Source organism: Flavicella sp. IMCC45668 (genome assembly GCF_057219105.1).
In genome coordinates this window covers 1450066-1473015 of the sequence record NZ_CM170114.1, presented here as the reverse complement: position 1 = coordinate 1473015, position 22950 = coordinate 1450066, and the positions used below count along the sequence as shown (strand labels likewise).

The 22950-nt window shown below is 33.0% G+C and carries 20 protein-coding genes; 5 read left to right on the top strand and 15 right to left on the bottom strand.

Annotated features, from left to right (window positions below):
* Window positions 1-2: 2 nt before the first annotated feature.
* Complete coding sequence (locus AC2DZ0_RS06420; RefSeq protein WP_484644437.1) at window positions 3-1028, bottom strand: LacI family DNA-binding transcriptional regulator; 1026 nt, start codon at window positions 1026-1028, stop codon at window positions 3-5.
* A 134-nt stretch (window positions 1029-1162) separates the two neighbouring features.
* On the opposite strand from AC2DZ0_RS06420, the gene kduI reads away from it, so the two are divergent.
* From kduI to AC2DZ0_RS06405, 3 genes are read left to right on the top strand one after another with little or no spacing between them, the layout of a single operon-like run.
* On the top strand, window positions 1163-2005 hold the full coding sequence (gene kduI, locus AC2DZ0_RS06415; protein ID WP_484492194.1) for a 5-dehydro-4-deoxy-D-glucuronate isomerase: 843 nt from the start codon (window positions 1163-1165) through the stop codon (window positions 2003-2005).
* 5 nt (window positions 2006-2010) lie between these two features.
* The gene (locus tag AC2DZ0_RS06410; protein WP_484492193.1) at window positions 2011-2805 is read left to right on the top strand and encodes a gluconate 5-dehydrogenase; all 795 of its coding nucleotides are present in this window, start codon (window positions 2011-2013) and stop codon (window positions 2803-2805) included.
* A gap of 10 nt (window positions 2806-2815) precedes the next feature.
* The gene (locus tag AC2DZ0_RS06405) at window positions 2816-3988 is read left to right on the top strand and encodes a DUF4861 family protein (protein ID WP_484644435.1); all 1173 of its coding nucleotides are present in this window, start codon (window positions 2816-2818) and stop codon (window positions 3986-3988) included.
* A gap of 37 nt (window positions 3989-4025) precedes the next feature.
* Here the strand turns inward: AC2DZ0_RS06405 and AC2DZ0_RS06400 are convergent, their stop codons facing one another.
* Both AC2DZ0_RS06400 and AC2DZ0_RS06395 read right to left on the bottom strand, forming a co-directional pair.
* The gene (locus AC2DZ0_RS06400; protein ID WP_484644434.1) at window positions 4026-5183 is read right to left on the bottom strand and encodes an acyloxyacyl hydrolase; all 1158 of its coding nucleotides are present in this window, start codon (window positions 5181-5183) and stop codon (window positions 4026-4028) included.
* A 156-nt stretch (window positions 5184-5339) separates the two neighbouring features.
* Window positions 5340-6587 (bottom strand): acyloxyacyl hydrolase, encoded by a 1248-nt coding sequence (locus AC2DZ0_RS06395; protein ID WP_484644433.1) that lies wholly within the window; start codon window positions 6585-6587, stop codon window positions 5340-5342.
* Between the two features lie 200 nt (window positions 6588-6787).
* On the opposite strand from AC2DZ0_RS06395, the gene AC2DZ0_RS06390 reads away from it, so the two are divergent.
* Window positions 6788-7564, top strand: coding sequence for a carbohydrate-binding family 9-like protein (locus AC2DZ0_RS06390; protein WP_484644432.1), 777 nt, complete (start codon window positions 6788-6790; stop codon window positions 7562-7564).
* A gap of 2 nt (window positions 7565-7566) precedes the next feature.
* Here the strand turns inward: AC2DZ0_RS06390 and AC2DZ0_RS06385 are convergent, their stop codons facing one another.
* From AC2DZ0_RS06385 to AC2DZ0_RS06330, 12 genes are all read right to left on the bottom strand, one after another.
* Window positions 7567-7959, bottom strand: a complete 393-nt coding sequence (locus AC2DZ0_RS06385) for a glyoxalase (protein ID WP_484644431.1) — start codon at window positions 7957-7959, stop codon at window positions 7567-7569.
* Entirely contained in the window at window positions 7956-10253 is a 2298-nt protein-coding gene (locus AC2DZ0_RS06380) for an FdhF/YdeP family oxidoreductase (RefSeq protein WP_484644429.1), read from the bottom strand. Before AC2DZ0_RS06380 ends, AC2DZ0_RS06385 begins: the two co-directional genes overlap by 4 nt.
* 7 nt (window positions 10254-10260) lie before the next feature.
* Window positions 10261-11052: a formate dehydrogenase accessory sulfurtransferase FdhD gene (gene fdhD / locus AC2DZ0_RS06375; protein ID WP_484644428.1), complete on the bottom strand. Its 792-nt coding sequence runs from the start codon at window positions 11050-11052 to the stop codon at window positions 10261-10263.
* Between the two features lie 127 nt (window positions 11053-11179).
* Entirely contained in the window at window positions 11180-11734 is a 555-nt protein-coding gene (locus tag AC2DZ0_RS06370; protein WP_484492185.1) for an acyl-CoA thioesterase, read from the bottom strand.
* 197 nt (window positions 11735-11931) lie between these two features.
* On the bottom strand, window positions 11932-13110 hold the full coding sequence (locus AC2DZ0_RS06365) for a class I SAM-dependent methyltransferase (RefSeq protein ID WP_484644427.1): 1179 nt from the start codon (window positions 13108-13110) through the stop codon (window positions 11932-11934).
* A 15-nt stretch (window positions 13111-13125) separates the two neighbouring features.
* Complete coding sequence (locus tag AC2DZ0_RS06360) at window positions 13126-14208, bottom strand: AI-2E family transporter (RefSeq protein ID WP_484492183.1); 1083 nt, start codon at window positions 14206-14208, stop codon at window positions 13126-13128.
* A gap of 99 nt (window positions 14209-14307) precedes the next feature.
* Complete coding sequence (locus AC2DZ0_RS06355; RefSeq protein WP_484644425.1) at window positions 14308-14919, bottom strand: acyl carrier protein phosphodiesterase; 612 nt, start codon at window positions 14917-14919, stop codon at window positions 14308-14310.
* A gap of 55 nt (window positions 14920-14974) precedes the next feature.
* Window positions 14975-15766, bottom strand: coding sequence for a hypothetical protein (locus AC2DZ0_RS06350; protein ID WP_484644424.1), 792 nt, complete (start codon window positions 15764-15766; stop codon window positions 14975-14977).
* Between the two features lie 113 nt (window positions 15767-15879).
* On the bottom strand, window positions 15880-16998 hold the full coding sequence (gene dnaN / locus AC2DZ0_RS06345; protein WP_484492180.1) for a DNA polymerase III subunit beta: 1119 nt from the start codon (window positions 16996-16998) through the stop codon (window positions 15880-15882).
* A 216-nt stretch (window positions 16999-17214) separates the two neighbouring features.
* Window positions 17215-18546: a PhoH family protein gene (locus AC2DZ0_RS06340; protein ID WP_484644423.1), complete on the bottom strand. Its 1332-nt coding sequence runs from the start codon at window positions 18544-18546 to the stop codon at window positions 17215-17217.
* A 160-nt stretch (window positions 18547-18706) separates the two neighbouring features.
* Entirely contained in the window at window positions 18707-19792 is a 1086-nt protein-coding gene (locus tag AC2DZ0_RS06335; protein WP_484644422.1) for an ABC transporter permease, read from the bottom strand.
* Window positions 19793-19800: 8 nt separating this feature from the next.
* On the bottom strand, window positions 19801-21939 hold the full coding sequence (locus AC2DZ0_RS06330; RefSeq protein WP_484644420.1) for a carboxy terminal-processing peptidase: 2139 nt from the start codon (window positions 21937-21939) through the stop codon (window positions 19801-19803).
* Between the two features lie 239 nt (window positions 21940-22178).
* Here AC2DZ0_RS06330 and surE point away from each other — a divergent pair, with 239 nt between their 5' ends.
* The gene (gene surE / locus AC2DZ0_RS06325; protein ID WP_484644419.1) at window positions 22179-22949 is read left to right on the top strand and encodes a 5'/3'-nucleotidase SurE; all 771 of its coding nucleotides are present in this window, start codon (window positions 22179-22181) and stop codon (window positions 22947-22949) included.
* Window position 22950 lies beyond the last annotated feature (1 nt).

The following is a 22950-nucleotide window of genomic DNA, read 5'->3' as shown; positions in this document are numbered from 1 at the left end:
AGCTATTCGTTTTCAGATGATTTTCTAATAATTAATTCTGGAACTAGAATTTTAGATTGATTATTTTTCTTATCTGATTTGTTTTTAATCTGATGGATTAAAATTTCAGTAGATAATTTCCCCATTTCGAACCCAGGTTGATGCACTGTTGTTAATGACGGTTCAATAACTTCGGATATTGGATCGTTGTTAAAACCTATAACTGCTATTTGTTCAGGTATATTGATCTCTTTAGATTTTAGATATTGAATGGCACTAATTGCTGCCGTATCATTAGCCGAATAGAGACCATCAATTTCTGGATATTTTAAAAGTTTTTTTGCACAAGAAATACCATCTTCTTCAGAAAGTATAGATTCGAAAATATATTCAGGTTTGACCGGTATATTATTTTCTTTTAAAGCTTTCATATATCCTTCTTTTCTATCTTTATAAAGCCCTATGTTTTGTGGTCCACAAAAATGAGCGATATTTTTTCTACCGTTTTTAATTAATAATTTAGTAGCATCGTAACTAGCTTTGAAATTATCAATGCTAATGTTTGAGCATTCAGGAATAGCGTCCGAAGCTCTATCAATAAACACCACAGGATTATTGTTATCAATATAAGATTTTATATGATGAAAAGTGGAAGTTTCCATAGAAGTAGAAATAAGAATTCCATCGACGCGGTTGGAAGCCAAAGAATTCATGATTTTTACCTCTCTGTCTAAGCTTTCTAAGGATTGGCAAATAACTACATTATAGCCTGCTTCATATGCTGTTTCTTCGATACCAGCAATAACCGTAGCAAAAAAGTGTCTTGCAATTCTTGGAATTATGACACCAATAGTATTGGTTCTATTAGTTCTTAAGTTGGAAGCTAAACTATTTCTTTGGTAGCCAAGTTCAATTGCCTTTTTTTGAATTTTTTCACGTGTTTTTGAAGAAACGCGTGGACTATTATTCAAAGCTCTAGAGACGGTGGAACTGTCGATCTTAAGTGCTTTGGAAATATCATGAATGGTAATTTTATTTCCTTTAGACATACAATAGGTTACTTATGATAAGTTTATAATCACAAATATATAAAATAAAAAAACAAAAATACAATCGATTGTATTTTTGGAATATTTTAGTACTTTTACAAAAAATTAATCATAAAATTAATATCGAAGATATCATGGAAGAAAAATTTGAAGTACGTTATGCAGCTTCTCCAAGAGAGGTTAAAAAGATGGATACGAATGAGTTGAGAGACGAGTTTCTTGTTCAGGATTTATTGACGAATGACAACGTAAAGTTGGTGTATTCACATTATGACAGGTATATTATTGGTGGGGCGGTACCTGTGTCTAAGCCATTGGAATTGGAGTCAATTGATCCCTTAAAATCTAGTTTTTTCTTAGAAAGAAGAGAATTAGGAGCCATAAATATTGGAGGAGCAGGTAGTATTTCAGTAGATGGAGAAGTATTTGATGTGGACTTTAAAGAAGCATTATATATTGGTAGAGGTGCAAAATCAGTTGTGTTTTCAAGTAAAGATGCTTCGAATCCTGCTAAGTTTTATCTGAATTCAACACCAGCTCATAAATCTTTCCCTAATAAAAAAGTTGGAAGAGAAGATGCAGAAGTGGTGGAATTAGGATCTGTGGAAACAGTAAATGCAAGAACCCTTAGAAAATTAATCGTGAATAGTATTGTTGATACTTGTCAGTTACAAATGGGAATGACAGAAATCAAATCAGGTTCTGCTTGGAATACAATGCCAGCGCATGTTCATGATAGACGAATGGAAGTTTATTTCTATTTTGAAATCCCTCAAGATCAGGCGGTTTGTCATTTTATGGGAGAAACGAATGAGACAAGACATATTTGGATGGGTGAAAACGAAGCAGTTATTTCTCCACCTTGGTCTATACACTCAGGAGCAGGTACTAGTAATTATACTTTTATTTGGGGTATGGCTGGTGAAAACTTAGACTATGGAGATATGGATGTTTGTAAAATAACAGATTTAAGATAAAAAATATGTCAGTAAATTTATTTGATTTAACAGGAAAAGTAGCCTTAATAACAGGGGCTACTCACGGATTAGGAATGGCAATGGCTACAGGGTTAGGAAATGCGGGTGCAACAATTGTTGTAACTGGAAATTCTTCTCAAGAAAAATTGGACAATGCTGTTGCTGTATATAAAAAAGCCGGATTGAATGTATTTGGTTATTTATTTGATGTAACGGATGAAGCAGCGGTAAAGTCAAACATTGAAGCAATTGAAACGGAAGTTGGGGCAATTGATATTTTGGTGAATAATGCAGGAATTATCAAAAGAACTCCTCTTGCAGAGATGGAAACAGCAGATTTTGAGCAAGTAATAAAAGTTGATTTGGTGTCCCCATTTATCATGTCTAAGCATGTTGTAAAAGGAATGATTGCTCGTAAAGCGGGTAAAATTATCAACATCTGCTCTATGATGAGTGAATTGGGAAGAAATTCTGTAGGGGCTTATGCAGCTGCTAAAGGAGGATTAAAAATGTTGACTCAGAATATGGCCACAGAATGGGCAAAATTTAATATCCAGACCAATGGAATTGGTCCAGGATACTTTGCGACAAGTCAAACAGAGCCAATTAGAGTAGATGGACACCCTTTTAATGATTTTATTGTAGGTAGAACGCCTGCTGGTGTTTGGGGAGATCCAGATGACTTGCAAGGAGCAGCGATATTCTTAGCATCTAATGCAAGTAATTTTGTAAACGGACAGGTGGTGTATGTTGATGGAGGAATTCTAGCGACTATTGGAAAACCAGCAAATGAAGATTAATTATTTTTCTATGAAAGTATTTAAGATTATTAATTGTGTACTGGCTGTTGGGCTATTGTCATCTTGTTCTAGTAACAAACACTTTAAAACCATTGTGGTTCAAAATACTTTGGATTTTGACAGATCACAGGAAATTGTAGAATTGGATAAGTCCTCTTTAGGGATAGAAGTTTTAGATGCTACTGTAGGGATTAAAAGTAATTCAACAGGACAACTAATGCTTACCCAATTAGTTGACAATAATGGAGATGGAACTATGGATCAGCTGTTATTTCAGCCTAAAATTGCTGCAAATTCAGACGAGACATTTCAGGTTCTGAAAATTAAAAAATCAAAGGAACCCCAAGCGGATATCCTATGTTATTCTAGATTTGTTCCTGAAAGAACGGATGATTATACTTGGGAAAATGACAAGGTAGCTTTTCGTGTATACGGACCAAACGCTCAAATGCTAAAGGAGACAGGTCAAAAGGGCGGTACGTTGTCTAGCGGAGTTGATGCTTGGTTAAAACGAGTGGAATATCCGATCATCAATAAATGGTATAAAGAAACCTTAGTTGATAAAACAGGAAGTTATCATAAAGATACAGGTGAAGGATTGGATAATTTTCACGTTGGAGTAAGTAGAGGAGTAGGTGGAATAGCGGTAAAAGATCAGGATACTTTTTATTACTCTAAGAATTATACTACCTGGAGGACTATTACGACCGGGCCATTAAGAACCAGTTTTTATTTAGAATATGAAAATTGGAAGGCTGGAACAAAGTCTATTGCTGAAAGTAAAATAATAACCTTAGATCTAGGAAATAACCTATCTAAATTTGAAACAAGTATTTCAGGTACGGATAACATTTATGCAGGTTTAACGCTACATGAAAAGGATGGTAAAATATTCTCTGGTGATCAATGGGTTACGTATTGGCAACCACATGCAGATTCTGAATTAGGGACTTCTATTGTAGCGGATTCGGAAACCTTTATTAGTTCTGAGAAGTATGATGTTGATGAAAAAGATTTGAGCAACGCTTATGCAGAGCTTAAAGTCAATAAAGATAAATTAATTTATTACGCCGGATTTACTTGGAAAAAAAGTAAACAATTTCCTACTAAAGAAAGCTGGTTTTCATATTTAGATCAATTTTCAAAACAATTGAATTCTCCTTTGATAGTTTCTTTGAAATAATTTTTTTAAACTCCTCAATAATATTTATTGGGGAGTTTTACCATATAAAGGGTTGAAATATCAAGCCGAACTCCGCCCAGTCAGCGCTAAAACCTTGTTTGGTCTTTAAGCCTACATGTAAACCAAACCAATCCACAATTTTGTATTGTAATGCTGCTCTAGACCATATGGCTTCTTTCCCTTTGTCTCCGTTTAGGCCCATATAACCTCCTAAATCTAGTTTTAACAACATTTTTCCAAAGGTATAGTTGTAACCAAAATGATAGGCATATAGGTACCTGTCCTCGGATTCACTGTATAAGTTAGCTAAACTTCCATCATAAAATAAATCAAGACCAGCATCGAGTCCATGTTTTACGTTGAAATTAAGTTGGTATTCGATATATCCTGAAAACGTATAAAATCGATCCGTTTCGAGGCTTTTATTCACTGTTTCTTGAAAACCGTTTTGAACCGTTCCAAAAGCAGTTAAAACATTGATACGTTGTTTTAGTTTTTTTGGAGCAGGCGTATTTTCGTATCTCTTAAATCTAGCCTGTGAGATTTGAGTGTCATTTATTTTTGCATCTTTATTATAATGGTATTTCAATCCCAGGTTTACACCAAGCATATTTAATCCATAGTTCGGTACCGTTAGACGTCCGTTACTGAAATGGGTATAATCTAAGCCGTATATGATATCTACATTTCTAGTTAGTATGGATTCTAATCCCAAACCAATATTAACATAAACTGAAAAAGGACTTCCTATAGCATCATTTCTGGGGTTTTTTGTAGCGTGGTAATAGTTGGAATCATAGGTTACTCCAAGGGCTCCATCTGTAATGATTCGTGTTCTTGAACTGATATTTTTATGAGGGAAGTTGATGAATCCAAACATTGCTGTTGGCGTACCCATGACACCTGGCGTGCCTATATAAGCTGTGTAAATTCCCAGTCCGTAGTTTACTCCATTATAATGTTTATTAGTCCAATGTTCTGGGTTGCTATTTTGCCAACCATATCTGAATTCAATGGATCTGTAGCCATCCTTTAATTCATCGTCGAGTGTTTTTCCAGTATAAAAATGAGCTCCAACATGTGTTTTTAAACTTATAAATCTAAAGTCACCAGTTTGGGTAGTTAAAGAATCTGATCCGTTGTAGATGTCTTGTGCGGCTATTTTATGTGTTAGTAGAAAACAACAAAACACCATAATTGTGGGGAACGGGAAGATGTAAAGTTTTGTTTTTAGCAATTATTCAACCTTTTACCCAAATATACCATTAGTTGCGAGGATTATAAAAAAAAAGGACATATAGTAAATATATGTCCTTTTTTGTTTAATAAATTGTCGGTTTCTTCTTTTCTCTTACCATTTAAATGGGTGGAATACAACACCAAATTCAGCCCAGTCAGCAGCAAAGCCTCTTCGAGTTTTTAATGCAACATGTCCACTTAACCAATTATTGATTTTATATTGCAATCCGGGTCTTGCCCATAGAAGTCCTTTGCCTTTATCGTCTCCAAAATAACCTCCTAATTGGGTTTTTACAGTAAATCTCCAAAAGGTGTAATCGTATCCAACATGGTATCCAAACATGTATAGCTCATCAGGAGTTGTGATTACTAAACTTTCATCATAAAAATAATCAATACCTACACTAAAACCGTGCATTCTATCAAAGGAATGATTGTATTCTAAGTAACCAGAAAAAGTTAAATATCTGTTGTCAGGGTCTCCGCCATTTTGATTCTCATCAAATCCATTTTGAACGGTACCAATTGAAGTTAAGATATTGAATTGATTGCTAGGGTCTTTTTCAACAGGGATACTAGGAGATCTTTTGTATCGTGCTTGTAACTGTTTTGTTGAATATGGATCTCTGGTAATTCTTTTTTGCGCTGAATTGAAATGATATTTTAAACCTGTATTGAATCCAACCATATTTAAACCATAGTTAGGCATAAAAGAACGTCCGTTACTAAAGTGAGTAAAATCTAATCCATAAGTGATATCCATATCTCTTGTCAATGCTGTTTCTCCTTTTCCAGCAAAACTGATATATACTGCAAAACTAGCTCCAATTGCATCATTTGTTGGGTTTTCAGAAGGATTGTAAGGCACTAAGTTGTAGGTTAAACCTAACGCTGGACTAAATTTCCAAATTGTTTTTTTGTCAGCTGTTTGTCTACCAATAGGAAAATCTGCAAAGGCATATAAAGCATTCGGGTTTCCTAATACGGCAGGATCACCAATAAATCCAGTATAGAAACCAACACCATAACTCATAGAATTATAATATTTGTTACTCCAGTGTTCTGGGTCCGAATTTTTCCATCCTAATCTTAGTTCTAATGCTCCATATCCGTTGGAAAGTGCATCATCTAAAGTTTGACCAGAATAAAAATGACTTCCTCCATGACCAATTACCTCAAAAAATTTATAATTACCATAGTTTTCAATGTCCTTTACATCTTCATATTTGATCAATTCTTTTTTCTTTTGAGAAAAAGCTGTAAGTCCTATTGATAAAGTAAATATGATACTGAGGACCGTTGTTTTAACCAAACTTTTTTTATTGAAATGTGTTGAAGTTTTTGTTTCAAAGCCTTCCATAGTTGTAATGTTAAATAGTGTTAATTTTTTTTCAAAAGTATGAAATTTTGTAGTAATTATGGAGCATGCTATTGTTTATATTTTTATCATTTTTTTAGAAAAATATAACCTCCAATTTGGATGAAATATTTTTTTTTTGAATAAAATGAATTGAACTACATCCGTAATTAACTTTATATTTACTTCGAAAAAATATATCTATGTATACCTATAAAAAAGTTTTACCCTTATTTGTCTTAACTTTTATATTGTTTTCTTGCAAAAAAGAAAAAGATTATCATTCTGAAAGTGCAATAGATACTTATCGTATGTTGAAAAGTTCTGAGAAAATTGTGGTTGATGGGAAAATGGATGAAAAATCTTGGGAGGATGCAGTAGTGGTTAGTTTGGATAATTTTTATGAGATAAAAAAAGAATCTGATCGCCAAAAAACGAAGTTTAGAATGCTGTGGGATGATAAGAATTTGTACTTGTTTTATGAAGCGGAAGATAAATATATAACGGCAAGAGCTACTGAACAAGACGGACAGCCGTATTATGATGACTGTGCAGAATTATTTATTACCCCGACCCCTACGGCAAATAAATCTCATTTTGCTTTTGAGGTGAATTTATTTAAAACTGCGAATGATATTGTTTTTATTGAAGATTATTATGAAGGACAACCAGGTGTTGTGAAAGGATTTAATCCTGATTTTAAAAGAGCCGTAATTATTAATGGAACTTTGAATGATAATTCTGATATCGATAAAGGCTGGACGATGGAGATGGCTATTCCTTTGGTCTCTTTTTTGGGGATGGATTGGTATCATCCAGCAGAGCTTGGAACAAAGTGGACTTTTCAAGTGTTACGACAAGGAAGGAATGAAGTAGAAGGGGAGAGAAGAGTTGTAAGTACTCTATTCCCAATAAAGAATCTTGATGATGTTCACAATTCAACCCGTTTTGGGGTCCTAGAATTTTCTCCCGAAAAATAAATTTAAAGAGCGTCTAAATTGGTAAGGAAACGTTCTTTACAAATTTGAAGAATTCTTTTATTTATTTCTTTTGTGTTTTTTGCATAAAATTCAAATTCCTCTGTTGTAAATAAGCCGGTAATACTATGAACAACTTGTAAATTAAGTTGTGCGTTAGTTTGTAATGCTTTTGTGATGAAGTTTGTTGTTTTTTCTAGAGATGTTTCTTTCGTGTCAAATTTAATATTGACTAAATAATTTTTAAGAATTAATAATAGCAAGGAATGTTGAAACTTTATGATGGGACGTAAAGTGATATTTTGAAATGTTTCGACAGGAGAACTATTCTTTAAAATTTTAGCATTTTTAATCTCGGGTCTATATTTTAAAAGGAAAGGATCTCTTGTTTGATTCATGATTCTTTTTCTATGGTTATTACAACAGTTTTAGAGGCCGGTGTATTGCTTATTCTAGCTTTACTTTGGATGGGAACTAAAACATTAGTTTCTGGAAAATACGTAGCAGTACATTTTCTAGGTATGTCGTATGCAATGGCTAAAAACTTATTCGCATGTCGTTTTTCATTATTAAAATGACTAGTCAAAGTTACTAAATCTTTTTGTTGTAGATTCATTTCTTCCATATCTAAAGGATTCATTAAAACTACGCGTCTTTCGTTAAGAATACCTCGGTACCTATCGTTTAAACCGTAAATGGTTGTATTGTATTGATCATGTGTTCTGATCGTCATCATCAAAAATTGATTTTCAGATATTTTGATGTCAGAAACTTGATTTATAGAGAAGTTAGCTTTCCCAGTTTTGGTTGTCGAATAATTATTTTCTCTCGCGTTGTTTGGAAGGTAAAAGCCACCTGGTTTTCTTACTCTTTGGTTGAAATTTTCAAACCCAGGAATTGTTTTTTCAATTTTATCACGAATTAAATCATAATTATTGGCAAATTCATTCCATTTGGTGTTTGAGTTTTTAAGGGTAGCACTTGCGATTCCCGCGACAATAGCGGTTTCACTTTTTAATTGATCAGATAATGGATTTAAATGTCCTGCGGATTTAGAAACAACTCCCATAGAATTTTCTACGGTTACAAATTGTTCTCCAGAAGCTTGTAGGTCTTTTTCTGATCGTCCTAAACAAGGGAGTATTAAGGCTTCCTTACCATGAATTAAATGACTTCTATTGATTTTTGTAGAAATATGAACTGTAAGATCACAATTTCTTAATGCTTGAGCAGTAAATTCTGTATCTGGTGTTGCGGAAATGAAATTCCCACCCATTCCTAAGAAGAATTTAGCTCTGTTTTGATGCATGGCTTCAATAGCTTCTACCACATCAAATCCATGATGTTTAGGAGCTTCAAAATTAAATTCCTGTTCAAGTTTAGTAAGAAAGTTCGGATGAGGTTTTTCCCAAATCCCCATAGTTCTATCTCCTTGCACATTAGAATGCCCTCGTACAGGACAAGTTCCAGCTCCCTTTTTACCTATTGAGCCTTTTAAAAGTAATAAGTTTACAACTTCTCTAATGTTGTCAACTCCATTTTTATGCTGCGTTAGGCCCATAGCCCAACAAATAATTATTTTCTTTTGCGAAGCAATCATTTCTGTAGCTTCCAAAATTTGCTCTTTTGAAATACCAGATTGAACGATTAATTCCTCAAGGTTTTGGGTTTTGATATCTTCAATAAAAGCATCGAATCCTTGTGTGTTTTTTTCTATAAATTCATGGTCAAAAACAGTTCCCGGGTTTTTGTTCTCTTTTTCATTCAAAAGAAAAAGAATTGCTTTTAATAAAGCAACATCACCGTTGATGGTTACCTGTAAAAATAGATCAGTTAATTCCGTTCCCTTTCCAAGCCAAGTCCATGGCTTTTGGGGATCTTTAAAGTTTACCAAACCTACTTCTTTTAGTGGGTTGATACTGATTATTTTTCCTCCATTTTTCTTAGTTCCTTCCAGAGCAGCCAACATTCTAGGGTGGTTGGTCCCTGGGTTTTGACCTATAACAATAACCAAATCTGCATGATTGAAATCATCAAGGGTTACAGAGCCTTTACCAATACCTAAAGTTTCTGATAAAGCAGCTCCACTTGATTCATGACACATGTTTGAGCAGTCAGGCAGGTTGTTTGTTCCATATTGCCGCACAAATAATTGATAAAGGAAAGCGGCTTCATTACTTGTTCTACCGGAAGTATAAAAAATGGCTTCATCCGGAGAATCTAACTTTTGCAATGATTTTCCAATTAAATTAAATGCCTCTTCCCAGCTTATTGGCTCGTAGTGGTCTCTGCCTTCTTTTAGATACATTGGGTGCGTAACACGTCCTTTTTTACCCAATTCATAATCGGTAAGTTTCGCCAATTGGTCAATGGAATGTGTTGCGAAAAACATTGGAGAAACTCTATTTTTAGTAGCTTCTTCAGCAATAGCTTTTGCTCCATTTTCACAGTATTCAGCTAGAAATGCTCTTTTTTCATCTGGATCTGGCCAAGCACACCCCGGACAATCGAAACCGTTTTTTTGATTTATTTTAGACAATAATCCAATACCTTTGATCATACCAACCTCATTGTTGATATGGCTTAAAGCAGATTTTATAGCTTTAGGACCCACAGATACTTTTGGTACTTCTGATAGTTTTATTCCAGTTAACTTTTCTGGAGCTTGAGCATTTGTCTTTTTTTGTGTCATTGAAGTATTATAAAATATTGGAAGGATTTGAATATACCGTGGCTTTATCTTGTCTAGAAAAACCAATGAGACATATTCCAAATTCTTTTGCGTAATCAACAGCTAAAGAAGAGCAAGCTGAAACGGCAACAATAGTATTAATTTTTGCAAAAAAGGCTTTTGAGATTATTTCGTAAGAAACTCTTCCGCTGACAAGCATAAAAGTAGCTTGTTTTAGTTTGTTAGTGTTGAGTAGCTCTCCGATACATTTGTCCACCGCGTTATGTCTTCCGATATCTTCATGTAAACAAAGAAATTCATGATTTTTATCAAATACAACAGCTGCGTGCGAGCCTCCTGTGAGATCAAAAGTGTGTTGTTTTGATCTCATGGTTTCAAACATTTCTGGAATTTTAGAAAAATTAAGTTGAGCGGATTGGCCTAGTGGTTTCTGCTGATGAGAAATAGCACCTAATTCTTGCTTGCCACAAATTCCGCAAGAGGAAACGGATAATAGAGAACGTTTGTTTAGATAGGCACTACCTAGTTCTGTTTCATTAATCTCTACATTAATCTTGGTAAAACCATTTTTGTCTGTGTCAGAGCTGATAACTTGTAAGGCTGTTTTTCCTTTGTAAATATCTTCAGCATATAGCAAACCTCTAAGTAAATGCAGATCATTGCCGGGAGTTCTCATCACCATGGTAAATGGTTTAGAGTTGATCTGTATTTCTATGGGAGCCTCAACTACGAGATAGTCGTCAATTTCTACGGATTGCTCCGCATGTTTTTTTAAACTCCTATAAATAGATGTTTGCATAATTTACCTTTTTGGTAAAATTACACATTTTAGAGGTTGTATGTAGACTGTATTTTGACCATATTGTGATAAAAGTCAGCTTTGAATAATAACAAAAAAGGATAGTTTTAAAACTATCCTTTTTTGCTTAATTATCTTTTAACTCAATGATTACATTGTGTTTTTTTATTTCTTCTTGGTATTCTTCATAAGAAAATTCGTCTTTATGAAAGTTCTGTTTTCTTTGACGTTTCATGTTTAATCTGTCCAAAGAACGTATGAATCTTCTCACACCTTCTTTACTAGTTAGTTTTAGTTTGGGAACCTCAGCATTACTACCATCTTCATTTTTAGCAACCATTAAAAAATAAGAAGAATTACAATGCTTTATTTCTCCAGTATGAATGTTTTCTGAGGTTACTCTAATACCAACCGTCATAGAGGTTCTACCTACATAGTTCACCCTAGCTTTTAAAGTTAATAATTCTCCAACTTCCACAGGATTCAAAAAGTCTACCGTATTAATAGAAGCTGTTACACAGTATTTACCGGAATATTTTGAACTACAAGCAAAAGCAATTTGATCCATTAAATTTAGGATATAACCTCCATGAATTTTTCCACTAAAATTTGAGTTAGAGGGAAGCATTAATTCCGTGATGGTAACAGATGACTCCTTTGATGTTTTTACTTTTGCTGACATACTTAATAGTTTTATGAATTGCAAAAATACGTATTATATATACTTAATGTTTTATTTTATTCAATTGTGATAAATTTTCATGACAATCAAAAAAAGAATTACGAAATATTTACTAAATCAGATTTTTAAACCTGTTTTTTTGCAGTATTATAACTGTTCTTTTTGTTTTAGTTGAATAATTATTAAAAAATATGCTGTTAAGCCTTAGAGCAAGAAATGACGATTTTTTTATTTTCAAGATTTGTAGCAAAAAATAAATAGTGATCACCGCCTTCTTTAAATTTTGTTTTTTTTCTTATTTGAGCTACTGTTTCAGGAAAATTTCTAGTGGTGATATTTGCCTTTTTCTCAGGAAAAAGTTTTATTAATTTTTTCTTGTCATAGTTTAATACCTCGTTAATTTTAAAAATTCTTCCTGGGAAATTTTCGATTAATTTTTCCGAAGTGTATAGATGTGTGTGCGGGTGTAGTTTTGAAATTTGATAGGTTTGAGATATTTCATGAAAACCACCAGATTTTAAAATAGCAGCATTGGGTTCGTATAGAAAATATTCTGGTTGAGCGTATTTCGAGGTTGTTTTTAGATTGTAATCAAAAGAAAAATCTTGATGATTGGTTTTTAAAATATTTTTTGTGGTAATTTTTATTGACCCTGAATATTTTTTTTCAACTAAGAGAAGAAATTCTTTAACTTCATTTTGTACAGCAACAATATGAACTTCTTTGACATTATTTAGCTCGTTTATGGTGCTTGTGATGTCTAGAATAGGAGAATTTTTGATCAGTATTTTATCCGTGTATTCGAATAAAAAGTCTAAATTTTGAGGAATATTTGGAACGCAGTCTTCTAGTAAAAAAACTTTACCTTTTATATCATGTCTCCTGGAGGGGTCTACATAGATATAATCATGTTTCGTGTCTAGTTTTTTTAAGGTTTTTAGACTATCTCCTTTATGTGTTATGATGTTTTTATACCCAAATATTTTATTATTGTACGTAACAATATCTGACAATTCTTCATTCATCTCACAATGATGAACTTTTTTAAAAACTTTAGAAAAATAGGAGCAATCGATTCCAAATCCACCGGTGAGGTCAATAATAGATTCTCCTGAGATTAATTGAATTTTATATGCTGCAGTTGTTTCTGAGGATGTTTGTTCTAAATTTATCTTTGGTGGAAAAAGAATGCTTTTTGTTTCAGCCCATAGCGGAAGTTTTTTGATCGCTTTTTTTTTAGCTTCAATTTGTTGCGCCAATTCTTGTATAGAAACATCATTAAAAGGACTCCCTTTTAAGATGAGTTTGTTTAGATCAGATTTTAAGTTTTGATTTATAAAATCTTGTACCTCTGTAGAAATAATTCGATTGTTCACTTAGAGAGCTCTTGGTTATAAGTCTTTTGTAAGAGACATTACAATTTTATTTTCTGACAAAAATTCTTTTAAAATTACTTTAATAGCCGTGTACGTTGGTACTGCTACAATCATTCCAATAATTCCAAACATAAGTCCTCCAATAACAATTACTAAGAATATTTCTAAAGGATGAGATTTTACACTTTTAGAAAAAATGATAGGCTGACTGAAAAAATTATCAACTAACTGCGCAATTAAATATCCCGTCATAACGTACATGGTAACGGGCAGTGTCTCATTTTGAAAATTCAAGTCTAGGTTTTCTGTAATTGTTAAAATAAACATGAGCGCCCCTCCAATTAAGGGGCCGATATACGGAATAAGATTTAATAAAGCACATATAAATGCAATCACCACGGCATTTTCAATACCAAAAATTAATAATACAGAAGTGTAAATAATAAACAGGATTGTTATCTGAAAAACAAGTCCAAGAAAATATCGAGATAATAATTCTTTGATGGTATCAAGGGATTTTTCAACTCTTTCTTCATGCGAATCTGCAATGAATGCAAATAGGCTATTGTGTACTATTTTACTGTCTTTGAGTAAGAAAAATGTGATGAATAAAACCGAGAACAATCCCATAGCCAAGGAACCGATACCTCCAATAATCGTCGTAAAAATATCGGGAATGCTTTTCATTTGAGCTAATAGATCAAAGTTTTTCAGTTCGTCAAAAACATCAATTCCTTTGTTTAAGAAAAAAATATTTACTTTTTGAAATATTTGCTCAACAGTTGATTTAAATTCAGCAGTATTTAATAAGGATAGGTTTTCTCCTTGTTTTAAAACCAAAGGAATAAACATTCCAATGAGACCTAAAACGATGACCAAAAAAAACGACATGGTGATTACCACGGCTACTGTATTTGGAAATTTTAATTTATGTTTGAAAAATCGCATAAACGGTCTAGAAATTAGACTGATAACTGCCGCGATAACTAAATAAACAATTACTGATTGTACTGTATACAAGAACCATAAAAATAAAATAGTACCTGCGATCACTAATAAAGCTCTAATGATTCCATTAGAAAGCGTTTTTGCATCCATAGCGTTTTGTTTTCAATTCAGTTTATCAAATATATACATAAACTGCTAAGGCTACAATATTAGTAAAATTCTATTAAAACGTAACTTTAAAATTACAAGTCATTTCAGGTTCGTTAACACTTGATCAGCTTGTTTCTCTTGCAAATATCGTCTAGAAAATTCTCTGAGATCTTTAAAAAATAATTCAAAATCTTCTTTAAAGTCAGAATAATATAGCAATAAGTCTTCTTTTGCTAAATCCATTTTAGAAATTCCTTTAGTTCTTTTATTCATTCCCCATAAAATTTGAGAAATTCCCTCGATACTTCTATAATTGTACAGCCAATTTTGTTCTCTCATATATGGCAATAGATATTGAGTTCTATCGGGTAAAATATCAAAATTTTCTTGGAGTAAATTATAGGTTTCCTCAGCAAATACCTCTAAAGGTGTGTTGGAGTAGTTAGACCAATTTTTTGCTAAAAAATGATCATATAGAATATCTATTACCACCCCTTTAAAGTGGCCATACCTATCATGAAGTCTTCTTTTACTTTGTTTAACGATAGCATGAGAATCGGTAAAAGTATCAATCGCTCTATGATGGATAATACCTCTTTGAATCTCTATAGGGAGATGGGTGAAATTGGATCCTTTGACAGCATCTGCTATAAAATTTCCGATTTTTCCTTCGGGGTTTTCTGCTAAAAATAAATGTGCAAGAAAGTTCATGATTGAAATATACGATAAAAGCATGCCGTATTAGGTTTTCAGCACGAACTTTATTTTATTTTTTAACAGGGAATAGGAACTGTAATTGAAATCTTGTTTGCCATTCTCCAAAACCAGTAGGGCGTTCTACATTGTAGTAAACATGTGCATTAAAGTTGATTGGCCTTTTTCCTATTTTAAATACTTTACCGAAACCTCCTCCAAGGGGTACTGTCCATTTTTCACCACTTGGAGCGTTCCAATTTGCTGTGATAATCGGTCCAGAAACTAAATACCATGCTTTTGGTAAATTGTAGTTGACAAAATATTGAAATAAAAATTTATTTTCGGCAACATCCCCAAACGTCCATACGTTATTAGTCACAAGTCCTGCAACCCATTTATCAATCATAGTTAAGGCAACTAATGAAGGACCAATACCAAATTCACCGGATCCGAAGTTACTGTTTGTTGCAGTTGGTATTTGAAGCGCCGGTCCAACACCATAAATAATTTTTCCAGCTTTTTTTGGAGATATCCAAGCAGAATAACTAGTGTCACCTAGACCCGTACTGCTTTTGTCTTCAAAAGTATCAGGTTGGGTTATGATAGGCATGATTATCCTATTAATAAGGTTTAAATTTTTGGTCAAACTAACCGGAATTACCGGTTGAATATTCATTACATTCTGAGGTCTTTTATGTGGCCCGTTTCCGAATGTGGTATTGTTTTGAAAAGGTAAACTGTACATGGCTGCTAGCGGATTTTGTGTCGCTTTTGCTAATGCTGCTTTTTCCTTTTCAGAATTGGTTTGAGCAATTATTGTATTGCAAATGAGTATGGTAGATAGTATAAGTAGCTTTTTCATGACATAGTTTTTATGGAATGAAGATACAGATTTATTTGAATTTTTAAATCGAAGGCATAAAAAATCCTATTAACTTGTATTAATAGGATTTGTGTTTTTTTATATTAAACGAGTTAGCTATTAAGCATTACTGGCATCACTAACATGGTAATTTGTTCTCCCTCTTCGTTACCATCAACAGGCGTTAAAATACCTGCTCTATTTGGAAGTGACATTTCAATCAAAACTTCTTCTGAAGTTAAGTTGCTTAACATTTCTGTTAAGAAACGAGAATTAAAACCAATTTGCATATCATCTCCTTGGTAATCGCAGTTCAATCTTTCGTCTGCTTTATTAGCGTAATCAATATCTTCTGCAGAAATATTTAATTCTGTACCAGCCATTTTCAATCGAATCTGGTGTGTTGTTTTACTAGAGAAAATTGAAACACGTTTGGTAGAGTTTAAAAAAGAAGCTCTATCTACAGTTAATTTATTTGGGTTTTCTTTCGGAATTACCGCATCATAGTTAGGGTATTTTCCATCAATCAATCGACAGATCAATACAATATTATCGAAAACAAATTTTGCATTTGTGTTGTTGTATTCTATCGTAACATCCATATCATTAGTTCCTAAGATTCCTTTCAAAAGATTTAAAGGTTTTTTAGGCATAATAAATTCAGCAGCCTCATTGGCAACGATATCCGTTCTAGTATATTTTACTAATTTGTGAGCATCTGTAGCTACAAATGTTAAATTATCTGAGCTAAACTGAAAAAAGACTCCACTCATTACTGGTCTAAGGTCATCATTTCCAGTAGCAAAAATTGTTTTAGAAATTGCAGAACCTAATACAGATGCAGGAATGATCGTAGAACTAGGACTGTCTAAAGAAATGGTCTTTGGGAATTCTTCTCCACTAAAGTAAGCCATATCGTATTTACCTTGTTCAGAGCTAATTTCAATTGTATTATTGTCTTCCGTTTTAAAAGTTAACGGTTGGTTTGGGAATGTTTTTAGTGTGTCTAGCAACAAACGAGCAGAAATGGCAACACTTCCATTAGATTCCGATTCTACATCAATAGTTGATGTAATGGTAGTTTCTAGATCCGAAGCAGAAATTGTCAATTCATTTTGTTTCAATTCGAACAAAAAATTATCTAAAATAGGCAAAGTGTTGTTGCTATTGATAACGCCACCTAATATTTGAAGCTGTTTTAATAATTGTGAACTTGATGCTATAAATTTCATTTTCAGTATGTTTTATTCTGTCGTTGTGTAGGTTATAATCACTATTTAAAAGTAAATAAAATTTAGAATGCTATTTTTTATTTTATAATAATGATGCCTAGCAAATATATTATAATTAGATACGTATGCAAAGAAATGTTTTGAACAAAAAAAAGGCAATTGTTAAAAACATTTGCCTTTTTTATTCTGGGTAAAACTACCACTAAAATTAAGTTCCTATAATAGTTTATTTGCCAAGTTTGCAAGTTCAGAGCGTTCTCCTTTTTCAAGTTTGATATGCGCAAATAATTCTTGCCCTTTTAACTTATCAATTAGGTAAGATAGACCGTTACTTTGTTCGTCCATATACGGTGTGTCTATTTGATTAATATCTCCCGTAAAAATTATTTTGGTTCCTTCACCTGCTCTGGTGATGATTGTTTTTATTTCATGAGGAGTTAAATTTTGGGCCTCATCAATAATGAACATTACATTACTCAAACTTCGTCCGCGGATAAATGCTAATGCTGTTAAGGATAGATATCCACTGGACTCCATATCTTCAAGAACTTTTCTCTTACGTTCGTTTTCTCTAAACTGAGATTTAATAAATTTTAAATTGTCCCATAGAGGTTGCATATATGGTGAGATTTTTTCATCTGCTCCTCCAGGTAAAAATCCTATGTCTCTATTGCTTAAAGGTATAATAGGTCTAGATAATATAATTTGGTCAAATCTGTTTTTCTGTTCAAGGGCAGAGGCTAAGGCTAAAAGTGTTTTCCCTGTACCAGCAACACCTTGTAAAGCAATAAGTTTTATATCTTCATTTAACAAAGCATCCATGGCGAAAGTTTGTTCCGCATTTTTTGGTTTGATACCATAAGCGTAAGTTTTTTCAACACGTTCAACCTGTTTGGTTTTAGCATTGTATCGAGCCAAAACTGAATCAGAGGATTTATTTAAAATGTAATATCCATTTGCTGATTTAGAATCTTTTAACACACCAGCTTCATCAATTTTACTATGATTGTAAAGGTTTTTAATAAATGTTGGATCTATATCATCTAAGTCAGCTACGCCTTCAAAGATATTTTTAATGTTCTTTACTTTCCCTGTAAGGTAATCTTCTGCTGCTAAGCCAATGGCCTTCGCCTTGATTCTTAGGTTGATGTCTTTGGTAACAAGTGTTACCGGAGCTTTAGGGTAATTTTGTTTTGCTTCTAGAGCAGCATTGATAATTTTATGGTCGTTTTTTTTGGCTCCGTAAACAGATTCAGCATCTATTTTTAAATCAGAGGTAACCATAGCGATTTTTAAATTCCCTCTATTTTTTCCAAGAGGAATCCAATTGTTTAAGCCGCCATTATCAGACATTTTATCCAAAAATCGAATGATAGCTCTGGCTTCAAAGTTTTTTGTTTCGTTCCCTATTTTAAAGTTATCTAATTCTTCCAAAACTGTAATTGGGATGATTACATTATTGTCTTGAAAATTATTAATAGCGTTGTGATCGAATAAAAGTACTGAAGTGTCCAATACAAATATCTTAGTAGTGTTGGTTTTAGTCATATTTTGATTCGTATTTTCTTATTAAATATAACGATGTTTATGTATGACCAACACTAATGAGGAAATAAGTTATTAGACATTTTTGTTAATAACTTATAGGTTTTTTAAAGAACTATTTGATTTTCAGTTGCTTTAATAATCGGGGAAGATCGAAAAAAAATTAAGATTTGCTTTTAACATCTAAGGCATCTCGCAACGTATTACCGATAAGCATAAATGACATCACCAAACTCATGATGGCCACACCTGGTATAATGGCCAAGTAAGGTTTTCCTAAAATGATATAATTAAAGTGATCCTTGATAATTCCTCCCCAAGAAGGTGTAGGAGGTTGTGCACCAATTCCTAGAAAACTCAAGCCGCTTTCGATGAGGATTGCTCCTGCAAAATTTGCCGCAGAAATTACGATAATTGGGCCCATAATATTTGGGAGTATGTGTTTGAAAATAATTCTAAAGTCTGAATAGCCTAAAGCCTTGGCTGCTTCTACATATTGTAATTTTTTTGAACTAAGAATTTGTCCTCTGACCACTCTGGCAACTTCTACCCACATAGTCATTCCTACAGCGATAAATACCTGCCAAAAACCTTTTCCTAAGGCTAATGTGATGGCGATCACTAACAATAAGGTTGGAATGGACCAGGTAATATTGATCAACCACATAACAAATGTATCGATTTTACCACCGAAATAACCGGCCGTAGCTCCGATACTAATTCCAAGAATAAGTGAAATGAATACAGCAATAAAACCGATGAAAAATGAAATTCTAGTACCAATTAAAATTCTACTCAACAAATCCCTACCGTATCGATCTGTACCAAAATAATAAGTTTTCGTTTTGATATAAGTTTCAATTGGTTGTTGGAAGTCGGTTATCGGAAAGCTTCGTTCTATACCATCTCTGTTAGAAAGTTCTTTTACATATAGATGTTTACTATCTATGCGATATTCGGAAATAGGTATTTCAACAGCAGGAGTTCTACTTCCATACAGTAAAAAATTAAAAAATGATTGGTGGTTTGCTACCGGTATCTCCAACATCGTAGTTGTAAAACCTGGTTTTTTTGAATGCATTTCTAAATGCATTTGGTTAGCGTTACTAGAACTATCTGGACTCAGGACATAGCAGAATACAGCAATAAAACCGCAAATGCAGATATAGATAAAAGACAAAAGTCCAGAAGTACTTTCTTTGAACTTCTGGACTGCTGTATGACTAAGAGAATTTGAGTTTCTGCTCATTCTATATCTTATTTTTTAGCAATAAGATTGTTTTTTTTAGGTTCCAATTCACTCAACACTTTCAAAGCTTCATCAATATAGATGTCTTTCGTTAAGTTTTCATGCCAAGCTTCTCTTTTGGCAGCTAAGGAACTATCTTTAGCAATAAGTGGTAGTTCTTTCTCTGGCGATCTAAATTTTAATTTTGATTCATGTTTGAAAACATCTTTAAATTGATCTATTTCAGATTGATGTTTTTTATCTTCTTCTAAATAGGTGTCAAAATTTAAGGAGAATGTATTATTGTCTTGAGCGTTTTTTAGCCAGATAGCATACTCATTGATTTTGTTAAATTCCTTGTTTTTGGAAATTCTATTTTTACTGTTATTGATAACTTCATCAAAATTTTTGTAGAAATCCATTTCTTCGTAACTAGCTCTAGCTATTTTATCCCAGCCAAGCGGATTTTTTTGATCTCTTTCTCCAATTTCAACATAGCTGTATTTGTCCGGCATTGTAATATCTGATCTTACGCCTTCCAATTGGGTAGATCCCCCATTGATTCTGTAGAATTTTTGAATTGTTAATTTTACAGCTCCTAAATCATCTGGATAATTGTAATATTTGTTCAGTGGGATTACATTTTGCACGGTTCCTTTTCCGTAAGTTTGTTTGCTTCCAATAATTACAGCTCTTTTGTAATCTTGCATAGCTGCTGCTAATATTTCCGAGGCAGATGCAGAAAGTTCATTTACCAAAATCACTAAAGAACCGTCCCATTGCATGTCAGAATCTGAATCTTTTTTTACAGAAGGTTTATTATCCCTGTATTTTACTTGAACGATTGGCCCTTTCTCAATAAACAACCCTCCAATATCTATAGCCGTTTTTAATGATCCACCACCATTATTTCTAAGGTCAATTAATAAGCCATCAATATTTTCTTTTTTCAGTGCTTCGATTTCTTTTTCCATATCCGAACCAGAATTTCTTCCATTCGGGTTTTCAAAATCTATATAAAATTTAGGCAAATTGATTACCCCATACTTTTTACCATCTTTGATCGCGATACTTGATTTTACAAAAGTTTCTTCTAGTTCTACAACATCTCTCACGATAGTGATTTGTTGGATAGAATTGTCTACTTTTTTTACGGTTAAGATAACTTCTGTACCTTTTTTTCCTTTGATCAACTTGATAGCATCATCCAGACGCATCCCTACAATATCAACACTTTCAGAATCCTTCTGTGCTACTTTTAAAATAATATCTCCAACTTCTAAATCACCTTGTTTCCAAGCTGGTCCTCCAGAAATTAGTTCCACAATTTTTGTGTAATCATTTTTTTCTTGTAGCCTAGCCCCAATACCTTCTATCTTTCCAGATATATTGATGTCAAATTGTTCTTTTATTCTTGGGGCAAAGTAGGTGGTATGAGGGTCAAATTCCTCTACCATGCAATTTACAAAAGTTGAAAACCAATCTGTATGGTCTAATTCAGTAATTCGCTCATAAAAATCGTTAATGTTTTCTAAGGTTTTTTCTCTAGCTTCAATTTCTAAAGTCTTAAAATCTCTTTTTTTGTATTTTTTATCTTCTTTAGCTTTGTCTTCTTCGATTACGGTTAAAGTTTGCAAACGGTTCAGTACGTTAAATTTCATTTGCTTTCTCCATGAATCAATCAGCATGTTTTTGTTTTTAGCAAAATCAATTTGATCATAATCCATTTCAATTTTTTCTTTTTTGTCAAAATCAAAAGGTTGCGATAAAATTTCTTTGTAATAAGTTCTAGATTCTTCCAAACGCAATTCAAAACGCTCCATAACATACGTATAGAAGCTTAAATCTTCTCGTTTTAGTTGATCGTCTATTTTATATTTGAATTGTTCAAAATCATGAATATCACTTTTTATGAAATACCTTTTTACAGGATCCATTTCATCTATAAATTTGGTATAAACTGCTTTAGAGAACTCATCATCAATATCTTTAGGTTCATAGTGACCATTTTTTAAGATATATCGCAAAACTCCAACGAGTACCTTGTCTTTTTTAGGGTCAGGGTTTGTTGTTGGTTCATAAGTAAAACCTACTAAAAGTCCTGCCAAAACAACAAGAGCTCCTAAAATTTGTACTTTTCTTTTAAGACTAAAAATATATTTTTTCAAATGCTTGAATTTTAATGTGTAATGTAAATTTCTCTTTCAGAATTTCGCAACTACTAAGATACATTCAATTTTTGTAATCAAACGCTAAAATGCTGAAAAATATGATTGAATTTGATAAGTTTCAACCTTGTGAATACAAGAGTACAAAATACGCGTTGCATTTAATCTTTAGAAAATGTTAAATATTCAATCTGTTATCCTGTAAAATTGTAGTAAATTTGTGCTGTTAAAATATTTTTATGGCTGATAGACCCTTGATTTTAGTAACAAATGATGATGGAATTACTGCACCTGGAATTCGCAAGTTAATTGAGGTGATGACAACTTTAGGGGATGTAGTTGTAGTGGCGCCAGATACACCACAAAGTGGTAAAGGACATGCCATTACTTTAGACGCGACTTTGTATTTGACAAAAATGAAATCAGAGCTATCGGGAGTGGAAGAGTATACTTGTTCTGGTACGCCTGCAGATTGTGTTAAAATTGGAATCAAAGAGGTGATGAAAAGAAAGCCTGATTTATGTGTTTCTGGAATAAACCATGGAAGTAACGCATCTATAAATGTTATTTATTCGGGGACTATGAGTGCTGCAATAGAGGCAGGTGTAGAGGGAGTGCCATCTATCGGTTTTTCTTTGTTGGATTATGATTGGGATGCAAATTTTAATGGTCTTGAGCCGTATGTTGCAAAAATCGCCAAGAATGTTTTAGAAAATGGTTTGCCGGATGGAGTTGTGCTGAATGTAAATTTCCCGAAAATTTCGGAAGAAAAGTTCAAGGGGATAAAAATAGCGAGGCAAGCTAGAGCAAATTGGAATGAAAAGTTTGACAAGCGTGTGAATCCAATGAAAAAGGAATATTATTGGTTGACAGGAGTGTTTGAGAATTTAGATGGAGGAGAGGATACGGATGAGTTTGCATTGGAAAATAATTATGTTTCCATTGTACCTGTTCAGTTTGATTTAACAGCACATCATTTTATCGCAAAATTAAATAATTGGGATTTGTAGC